This window comes from Leptospira mtsangambouensis (assembly GCF_004770475.1).
GTDB lineage: Bacteria > Spirochaetota > Leptospiria > Leptospirales > Leptospiraceae > Leptospira_A > Leptospira_A mtsangambouensis.
This window is the reverse complement of sequence record NZ_RQHK01000002.1, coordinates 362,018-371,646: the sequence shown is the minus strand read 5'-3', so window position 1 is coordinate 371,646 and position 9,629 is coordinate 362,018. Positions and strand designations below refer to the sequence as shown.

Genomic DNA, 9,629 nt, shown 5'->3' with positions numbered 1-9,629 from the left:
CTTTTTAAAAAAGAAACTTTGAATTAGAAGAAAAAAAAGAAATTTTTTAAAAAATGCAAAAATCGACTTAAAAACCGATAAACTGGAATGGTTTTAAATTCTAAGGCTAAAAGTATTTCCCCACCCGATCGTAGTTTGCGAGAGCAGAAAGGATGGTTGTTTCTTCCCAATCATCAAGAACAGCCCCATTTCCACTCAAGTAGGCCAAAACATCCGCGCGGTCTGGCGAAGGGAGTTTTTTTAGCTCTCGCAAAACGAGAGATAAACGATCGGGATTTCTTTTATTTGGTGCAAGTTTTCCTTCTGATTGAAAATCAAACTGTTCACCCAATTGTTGGCAAAAGGTTTCCCAAACATGAATTGAATCCAAAATCGACTCCAATCGAATTCTGTTTTCTTTTTCTTTGGGAGATTGTTCTGCTAATTTTCTTTTACCAGAAACCATCATCATTCTTAGGTAATAATAGAGTGTATGGCTGTTCAAAAGTATTTTTCTGATTTCATTTTCCCGAAGATTCGAAAAAATACCAAGTAATGCCTGCATTGTCATATTATTTTCTTCTAATATATCAAAATAGGCTTCCCATGTTTGTGGATCTAAATTAGACAATAAATGAATTTTCAGAGTAGGATCTCTGTCCATTTCCTCTGCGAGAGATAAAATTCGTAAACTTTGCGCAGAATCAAACAAAGATCTAATTTGCAAAAAATAAGCATTGGAATCAAAATTTCCGGTTAAAAATTGTTTTCCATAGCCGAAATAAATAAACCTCATTAGAAGTTCTGGTGTTAGGTTGTCGTCATTTAAAAAGCGTCTTGAACCTTCTTCAGAACGAAGAAGCCAGAGATATTCGAAAACTAAATCGCAAAACCCTTCTTCTGCCATCATATGGTCAGCCAAAGATTTTAAGTCGGTTCCCTGCTCTACAGATTGAAAGAAATCTAATAGTTCTTTTGGTGATGCATTTTTCCAAAATTCAGATGCCTTCCATCGCATACCAATTTATAGATTTTAAAAACTAAGTGTCAATTGAAATTTAGAAAGATTCAAGTTTCAGTATATTAATACACATTCCAGTAACTACTTCGTAACAAATTGCCACAGATCTTACCATTAGTGCCCGGATCAATGACGAATATTTGATTTTCTGTATGTGGTATTGTATATATTTTTCCGTTAGGTGACAAGACTGCATCGCCCCATTTGTTTCCACCGGCAATACCTGAATTAAAGGTTGTGGAAACAAAGGTATCTGGATCAAAAGCAATGAAATCGGTGATATCAGCAGGAATTGTATAGATCCTTCCATCGGCAGCTAAAACACCACCCCTCCATTTTGCCGAAGCAACGACAGGGGATACCCATAAATTCAAAGCATCAGAATTGGGATCGATAATCAAAAATTCCGTGTCGTTGGAAGGGATACCAAATATTTTTCCGTTAGGTGCAAGGACTCCATGCCTCCACTTTCCAAGACCGGCTTTTGGACTTGGGATCACATAACTTTTTTCAGAAAAAGGATCCAATACAAAAATATAATCGATATCAACTGGAAATGCATAAATTTTACCATTGGGGGCCAAGATAGCACCTTCCCACATATTCGTAAGAGAAAGTGGAGAAGGAATTGTTCGAATAGCATCCGTTTGTGGGTTAATCACAAGAATTTTATTGGAGCTCATAGGAATTCCATAAATCATTCCATTGGGTGCAAGCACTCCCCCTCTCCATTTCCCAAGCCCCAATTCTGGTGAAGGTAAAAAATAAGTTCGGCTGTTGAATGGATCAACCACAAGAATGGAATCAGCATCCCTCGGTATAAAATAAATTTTTCCATTAGTTGCATAAACACCTCCTTCCCATTGAGCAGTGCCACTTGCCCCCGTTGCCAAAGTAGCGGTTTCATTTGTCAAAGGATTGATCACGAGAACATCGGATTGATTGTATGGTGCTGAATATATTTTTTGGTTATCGCCAAGAACCCCACCTAACCACTTCGCAGTACCTGCATAAGGAGGAGTAAAACTACTGAAGGTGACTCCTGTTGATCCAAGAGAGATTTGTTTTCGCATCTCTTCTGAAACATATTTCCATCGCCTGGGTTGGATGATGGCCAGTGGATCCATTTCACAAATGGATCGATTCGGTGCCCGAGATCCACAGAACTCTCGATCGTCGTCAACAAGGATCCTTGCTAAGTAAAAATCTCGAAAGGATTCCGATTTTGGATCACAACCATTCTCTAAATTTGGAAATTTGCAGGAATAAAATAAGAAGCCCGCGATACATCCAAAGTAAAATAAAACTGTTGTTAGAGATGGTTTCAATTTGGTCGGTCTCTGTTGGAGATAAAAATAGGAAGACACTGATAAATTGTCAAACGAAAGAAATTTCCAAGGACTTATGCAGAATCATTTTATAGATTTAAGTTTCTAATGGAAACATATGTTCACTTGCACTGGATTCTCTTGCGTAGAACCACGTAAAATCTTCTTGTCATCAGGGGAGAAAGATTCTAAGCTTTGAAAGGATCGTTTGCACTCCCGTTGCCAAGAATGAAGATATTTACCTATTTTCCGACTGCTATGTTACTTCCCTTTGTGCAAAAATATCTCATCATCGAATCAAAAGATGGGATTGAAAATCGAATTTTACCTAACCCAAACTTAGTTTTATCCTTTCAACTACGAGGGAATCTTCGTTCATTCGAATCAAATACTGTTTATGATTTGCCTCGCACAGGGATTGCAGGCCTCAGAAAAACGGCAAGAAAGATCATCTATCCAAAAAATTCATCAGCTTTGTTAGTCATTCTTACGGGAATCGGTGCAGCAGGTTTTTTCGGAGAACCAATTTCTGAATTTTATGGAAAAACAATCGCTTTAAATAATTTCATTTCCAATCGTTTGATAGAAAATTTGGAAGAACAATTATTTTTTGCAAAATCAAATGAAGAATGTATACTGTTAGTTGAAGATTTTTTAATTCGAAACAAAAAGAATAGAACGATTGATCCAAGTATCAATACAACTCTTCAGAAAATTAATTTGTCAAAAGGACAAATTAAAATGAACGATATCAAACAAGGATTACCAATTAGTCTCGACTCACTCGAAAAAAAATTTAAAGAAAGTATTGGGACCACTCCAAAACAATATGCGAACCTTCTTCGAATTCACACTCTGATCAGGTCATACACAAACGAAACCAATTTGACAAATCTTGCTCAAAAAGCCGGTTATTTTGACCAGTCCCATTTCAATAAAGAGTTCAAACTTTTCACAGGAGAATCGCCTAAACTTTTTTTCAAAAAACCGCAAATTTGGTAATCCAACCCCTTTTCTGATTTTTTACAAGTTTTGAGATCCAATTCCTTGTAATATAAAAAAAGGATACAATCCAAATCTGAGGAAACCATGAACCAAATTCTAATTGATCGATTCCAATTGCCTGTTGAATCCAAAGGAACATTTTTAGAAAGAGCCAAAATCAATCGTGATTTTATCAAATCATTAGAAGGATTTTGTGAAGACCAAGCGTTTATCCGAGAGGAAAATGGGATGATCCAATTTGTGACCATCGCCATTTGGAAAGACAAACAATGTTTAGAGAAAGCAAAAGAAATGGTCTTTTTAGAATACAAAAAACAAGGATTTGTGATGCCAGATTTTTTAAAAACCAACTCGATCCAAATTGAACGAGGTATCTACGAGATGATGGAATAAACAACAAAATGATTCCATATTTTTTCATTAAACAACTGTTTTATGAATGACAAAAATTTGGAATCGAATACATACAATACAACAATGTTGTTTTGCAATAATCAAAAATCAGCAAGACGTTTACCTCATACATTCATTAAGCAATTATTGCAAATTTTTCTAATACTAATTTGCTCTACTCGTTGCAACAATCTTAGTGAAAAACCTGACAACTACGAAGAACAATTTTTGATTCAATTTAGTATTTTTATTTTACCTATTTTTGTTGATCATTGCCCACCCGCTGAATTTGAAATTAAAAAGAACATTGAATATCCCATTACTCTACAGAAAGGAAATTCAACTTGGTTCAAGTTTTCACCTGAAGGAAATGTCGCTCCCCCTGAAGAATCAAAAGATTACTACTTTACAGTCACCAAGGACACCAATACTTCAGTCACGTTAAGAAGTTGGATTTCTTGCAGAAATTTTTCATCTCCGTCAAGAGATGCTATATCACCCTTTTCCGAAACTGCAACAGAGATAAAATACAAAATTGATCGCTATTCGTTGCAATTTGCAGGTAATAATCGATATAGGCTAGAACTAAATTCCGAAAACCAAGCGACCATTATTGTGAAACAAAACTAATGAATATTGAATCTATATTTTCCACTCGTTTCTTGTTTTTTACATTAAAAAAAATTGTACCTATTTACTTCTGCATATTGACTTTATATACTTGCGGTGAACGTTCAGACGAGGTAAAGGCAGATCCTCTCGTACAATTGTTTATGATTGATTTTGCAAGTAAATATTACTCGAACTCTTGTCAACACCCAGCACTAACATTGAAAAAAGGAGAAAAATACCAAATTAAATTAAAGTTAGGTGAGGAAACCTGGTTTCAATTTTCACCAGAAGGAACGACTCCCCACGCAAATACCCCAAGCCCAACATCAAATTACTCATTTTTCATTCAGAAAACACAAGAAACACAAGTTATATGGATCACTAGTAATTCCTGCCTGACTTCAACATCTTATACATATGAACGAACTCCCATTTCAAGCATACAAACTGAAATTAAGTTTGAACTATGGAACTCAGATTTCAATAACTACAAAAACCCACCTCCATCAAAAAATGGATACTATGTTAAATTCATATCGGGAAATCCAGATATCACGATTCGATTTGAATAAAAAGAAACAGGTATTTACATTTTTATGATTAAGTAGAAAAATTGAACAATAACTTGGATTTTAATTCTTTATAAAACTCTCTACCCATTTTGAGTTTAGTTCCAGTTTTTAGTTCTACTTGGTAAGAACCTCCTGCGGAAGTAATAATGGTTTTGATATGTTTTTCATTTACAATGAACGATCTGTGAATTCTGGAAAAATGTGTCGGTAAAACCTTTAATAGAGATTCAAGACTTTTGTTATGTACAATCATCTCTCCATTTTTTCGATAAACTTTTACTCGTTTGTCAAAGGATTGTAAATACAGAATGTCCTTAATTGCAACTAACGACAAACTGTGATCTTGTTTTACACCAAGATACTTTGTTTTTGTTTGCCCATTGTTAGTTTGGAACTTACCGAGTGCTTTCGTAATTCTTTCTTTATGAATTGGTTTGGGCACAAAGTCGAGAACTCCATACTCAAAAGCCTGGATTGCTTCTGCCGTATTTCCCGATGTGATGATCGTCAAAAAGGAGGCAGCAGAAGTTTCTTTAAGCAAATCAAATCCAATGTCACCATCCAAATTTAGATCCAAAAACAGAAGATCAATTTCATTTTCCTGAATGAAACATTGAGAACCAATCAAAGTTTTTTCAATACGTAAGGACGAAATTTTTGATCCAAGAACTTCACGCAAAATACGTTCCAATCCTCTTGCCGCCACAATTTCGTCCTCAACGATTAAAATTCTCAAAACTTAAAACCTACTCCTAATACTGTTCCAGTCGATATTGAACATTTGATAAATTGACAAATACTCCTACCATTGCTTGGTAAGAATTTAGCGTACGCATTGAAAATTGGTCAGCCTTTAAAAACTCTCTATAATAATCAACTTCCGCCTTAATTCCAAAATAACGTCCTAAATAAATATTAAGTCCAGCACCCAATCCTACAATACTCCCAATTCCACTTGTGATTTGGTTGCTATAAACAAACCTGTCATGTGAATTTCCTGAATGGGCTTCGCCTGTAAAGGAAACAACCCCTGCCCTTGCCGCAAGATATGGATCAAAAAAGTTTTTTGGGATGGGATGGTAGGTAGCAAGGAAACTCATCGAATTTCCCCGATAAATCGTTCGTTCTCTCGGAAATGGATCCACATATTCTTTGTAATATGATAAACCAGGAATTACATCTTGTCTTTTTGCTTTCATTGAATTTTGCATGACAGTAAATCCAAGGCCAATTTTTTCTTTCCATCCATATTCAAAATCAAACTGAGAAGCAACACCGGGAGTGTATGTGGGTTTAAAATACAATCCTGGCTGGTCATTTCGAATCAATCCTTGAGGGTAATAATCCTGGCTTACTTCTTTTGTTACAATCTTATATTGTAAAGTGCTATCATAGTTTTTTTCATGGCTGATAAAAGATCCACTAGGTGCAAGTGTCCCTCCTCCCATAAAACTAATCAAAAAAGCTCCTTCATAAAAACCAGGTGGATATTTTAGTTTTGCATAATATTTTTCTAATTCTGAATTGGTCTTTGTTGTTTCCTCTGGGACTTGTGTAACAAGAGGTTTATCATCTTTTTTATTCACAGGATCTGCAAAACTAATATTTGCAGCAAACAGAAGAGAGGTGATTGTTAATATTTTTGTATTCATCTTTTTATCCTTTTGGGTAGGATAATGAAGATAAAAAAAAATGCAAAGATACCGGAGCGAAACGCACTATATCGGTGCGAATGACACTGTTTATTCTATTAGTGTGATTGTATTTTCCCAACCTCCCATTACGACCTTTGAATTAAAATCCCATTTATTGGGAAACGCTTCCTGCAACCTGGACTTTATGTATTTGATCCCTGTTCCTAATGAATCCGATTTTGTTGTTGGTAAACCATCATTGAACAAAATGTATTTGGTTTTGTTTTTATCTTTCTTTTTCTTTAAAGTAAAGGTTCCAGAATTTTTTCCTTGGTAACCGTGTGTCACACCGTTTTCCACTAATGTCAACAAAACAATAGGTGGAATTACATCTTTGGAACTCACCCCTTCTGTTTTGAATTCAAATTTCGATTCTTTCCGTAAACTCATGATTTCTAAGTAACGTTTACAAATTCCAACTTCTTCGTTTATAGAAATAGTTTTTCGATTGGTTAATTTTAAAATCGCTCTCAATTCATCAGACAAAGCAGTTAATAATTGTTTTGCCGTTTCTGGATCTTCATCCAACCAAATGATGGTCGCGTTGATTGAATTTAGTAAAAAATGCGGATGGATGTTGTTTTTTAATAATTCCACCTCTAACCTAGAAGAAACAAGTTTTGCATCCTGCAATTTGGCCTTGTATGTGACCATCCTTCTCTCTGCTTTGTTCTTTTCGGAATTAGCAAGTTTGATTTTATAAGCAAGGCCCAAAGATAACAAACACATCTCGATCGCAGAACCTGCTTGCAAACCATATTCTGTGACTATGTTTGCAGGTAATATTCCAAATCCTTTTAGAGAATAGATCCCTACACCAAATAGAAGTGCCACCCATGCGATTAAAAAATACCTTGCAGGTTTGTACCCTTTGTCCCAACAAACAACGGCTACAAGAAAAACCGATACGGCAAATGACATAACTAAAGATGCTAATAAATAAATATTCACATAATAGGAAAAGATGAAAGAAGATAACATTAGAAATAACATCATCCCCATTAAGATAAAAATTATTTTATCCCAAGTCGGAGTATTTTTTTTGGTATTTAAAAAACTCCTTGTGAATTGAAGACCCCAAAATAAAGAAAAACCTCCCACAAAGGGTAAACTTACGTTTGCCCAATACGGCGAATTAGACCAAAAAATCTGAAACGCCAAACCATTTAATACTGATTGTGACAATCCATATAAACTAATGTACAAAAGGTAATACAAATACCCCAAGTCCCGTAACATAAACAAAAGGATTAAATTATAAATGACGAGAACAAATAAAATTCCATAATAAATCCCAAGAGATAAATTTTCTTTTTCTTTGAGTTTTAGAAATCGTTCATGCGAATACAAAGTGATGGGGAATTGCACCGTCCCTTCACTTTCGAACCGAAAATAATATGAATTACTTTTTTTAGTTTGGAGTTTGATTGGGAAAATAAAACTTTTTTCTTCTAAAGGCCTTTGAGAGAATACATAAGAATCTCCAGTTACCGTTTGTTTCCAGGTTTTATCTTTTTGTTCGTAAAAATCAATTTTATCCAACAAAGGATAGGAAACATGAATGAACCAATCACGTTCATTTGCTTCATTTTGTAGTTCGAACCGAACCCAATATATATTTTTTGTAAAACCAAAATTGGGAGAAAGAGACTTACTCTCATGAAAACGATTTGATTTTCGCACTTCTTCAAAAGTTAAATTTTCATTTGGCGGAAGTGTTAGAATTTCCATATGAAAACCTAACGGATACTCACCGACCCCGCTTTTCAAAATAGTGGAATACCGGGACTGCATAGGTGACGCCAAAAGAGGACTAACACTAATAAAAAGAAAAACCAAACCTGCCAAAAGTCGAAACATTGCTGACAAAGTTTGGTTTTATTAATATTTAATGTAAAGTAAAAGTTTAATATTCTTTAATTTCTATATTAAATTCATAGTTTAATTTCCATTAGTGGGCCAAATATTCATCAAAATACTGATTCTTATTTTTGGTTAAGAATTCTTTCCTGATGGCCTGGATACACAAACTTTGGTTTGTTTGTCTCTGCCAATTTTTTCAAAAATTCTAAACTTTTGCGGTTGAGTTTTTGATCAGTGGTAAATCTCCCTGGAACAACAGATTCTTTCCAACCCCATTCCGTATGACAAGAATCACCCAGAATCAAATGAGAACCATCTTTCGTAGGGACAAAAAAGGCCAAACTACCAGGGGTATGACCTGGGACTGCGATGACAAAAAAACTTTGGTCTCCAAAAAAATCCAAAACTCTAATTTGATTTTTTTCTAAATCAAGTTGCACCAAGTTTGGATTTTCTCCTAACAAACGATTCGTGGAACCTTGTACAAATAAATTTATAAACTGGCGAGTTGTCACTTCCCCAGGCCCAACATAAAATGGAACAGATCGATCCAATTCATAGGCACCCAACACATGATCCAAATGCAAATGAGTGTAAAAAACTCCCTTGAGATCAATTTTGTTTTTAGAAAGATACACATTTGTTGTTTCGTAAACTTTTAATCGCTTCAAGTTCATTTGAGATTCCACAATTGAACTCACGTAAGCTCCTGCCTCTCCCTTAGAGAAGCTTTCTCCTATCCCTGAATCAATTAGATACGTTCCGTATATAGGATGTTTAACGACATAGAAGTATATAGAAATAGGTTCTAAACGATCCTTTAATCCAGCCATCTTAGCCTTTGGATCATCCAGATCCAAAAGTCCTGCAAGAGAAGCTTCCCAATCAGCCACTTTGACAACTTTCAATTCCACCCAATGTTTCGGTTGTGGAGATATCGGAACTCTTTCAGTGATTTTGTCAGATGTATAGGGTTTTACTTGATGCGAAGTAACCTGACAAAATAGAGTCAGAAGAGAAATAAGGACAGAAAAAACAGAACCTAGGTGTTGAAACAAATTTTGACTCCTTCTTCATATTTCACTAACAATTAATTGAAAAATTAATTACCATTTTCAATGAAACTTTTGTAAAAGCTCTTAGCCTTTTTCCTGTCAAATTC

Annotated in this window: 10 protein-coding genes; 4 read left to right on the top strand and 6 right to left on the bottom strand. The window is 35.0% G+C overall.

Features of this window, described 5'->3' with window-relative positions; all coding sequences use genetic code 11:
* Positions 1-106: 106 nt before the first annotated feature.
* The gene (locus EHR01_RS01630) at positions 107-997 is read right to left on the bottom strand and encodes an LBF_1199 family protein (RefSeq protein ID WP_135692882.1); all 891 of its coding nucleotides are present in this window, start codon (positions 995-997) and stop codon (positions 107-109) included.
* Positions 998-1,062: 65 nt separating this feature from the next.
* Positions 1,063-2,328 carry an NHL repeat-containing protein gene (locus EHR01_RS01625; protein ID WP_244309946.1) on the bottom strand — a complete coding sequence of 422 codons (1,266 nt, stop codon included), beginning with the start codon at positions 2,326-2,328 and terminating at the stop codon, positions 1,063-1,065.
* Between the two features lie 195 nt (positions 2,329-2,523).
* Here EHR01_RS01625 and EHR01_RS01620 point away from each other — a divergent pair, with 195 nt between their 5' ends.
* From EHR01_RS01620 to EHR01_RS01605, 4 genes are all read left to right on the top strand, one after another.
* The gene (locus EHR01_RS01620; RefSeq protein WP_244309945.1) at positions 2,524-3,330 is read left to right on the top strand and encodes a helix-turn-helix domain-containing protein; all 807 of its coding nucleotides are present in this window, start codon (positions 2,524-2,526) and stop codon (positions 3,328-3,330) included.
* An 87-nt stretch (positions 3,331-3,417) separates the two neighbouring features.
* Complete coding sequence (locus EHR01_RS01615; protein ID WP_135692880.1) at positions 3,418-3,726, top strand: antibiotic biosynthesis monooxygenase; 309 nt, start codon at positions 3,418-3,420, stop codon at positions 3,724-3,726.
* 42 nt (positions 3,727-3,768) lie between these two features.
* Complete coding sequence (locus EHR01_RS01610; protein ID WP_135692879.1) at positions 3,769-4,356, top strand: hypothetical protein; 588 nt, start codon at positions 3,769-3,771, stop codon at positions 4,354-4,356.
* Positions 4,356-4,910: a hypothetical protein gene (locus EHR01_RS01605; RefSeq protein WP_135692878.1), complete on the top strand. Its 555-nt coding sequence runs from the start codon at positions 4,356-4,358 to the stop codon at positions 4,908-4,910. Before EHR01_RS01610 ends, EHR01_RS01605 begins: the two co-directional genes overlap by 1 nt.
* A gap of 28 nt (positions 4,911-4,938) precedes the next feature.
* Here the strand turns inward: EHR01_RS01605 and EHR01_RS01600 are convergent, their stop codons facing one another.
* The 4 genes from EHR01_RS01600 to EHR01_RS01585 all read right to left on the bottom strand — a co-directional run bounded on the left by EHR01_RS01600 (position 4,939) and on the right by EHR01_RS01585 (position 9,525).
* Entirely contained in the window at positions 4,939-5,646 is a 708-nt protein-coding gene (locus EHR01_RS01600) for a LytR/AlgR family response regulator transcription factor (RefSeq protein WP_135692877.1), read from the bottom strand.
* A gap of 16 nt (positions 5,647-5,662) precedes the next feature.
* Complete coding sequence (locus tag EHR01_RS01595; RefSeq protein ID WP_135692876.1) at positions 5,663-6,562, bottom strand: hypothetical protein; 900 nt, start codon at positions 6,560-6,562, stop codon at positions 5,663-5,665.
* 90 nt (positions 6,563-6,652) lie between these two features.
* Positions 6,653-8,374, bottom strand: coding sequence for a 7TM diverse intracellular signaling domain-containing protein (locus tag EHR01_RS01590; RefSeq protein WP_208721723.1), 1,722 nt, complete (start codon positions 8,372-8,374; stop codon positions 6,653-6,655).
* A gap of 215 nt (positions 8,375-8,589) precedes the next feature.
* Positions 8,590-9,525 carry an MBL fold metallo-hydrolase gene (locus EHR01_RS01585; RefSeq protein WP_135692874.1) on the bottom strand — a complete coding sequence of 312 codons (936 nt, stop codon included), beginning with the start codon at positions 9,523-9,525 and terminating at the stop codon, positions 8,590-8,592.
* Positions 9,526-9,629: the final 104 nt, after the last annotated feature.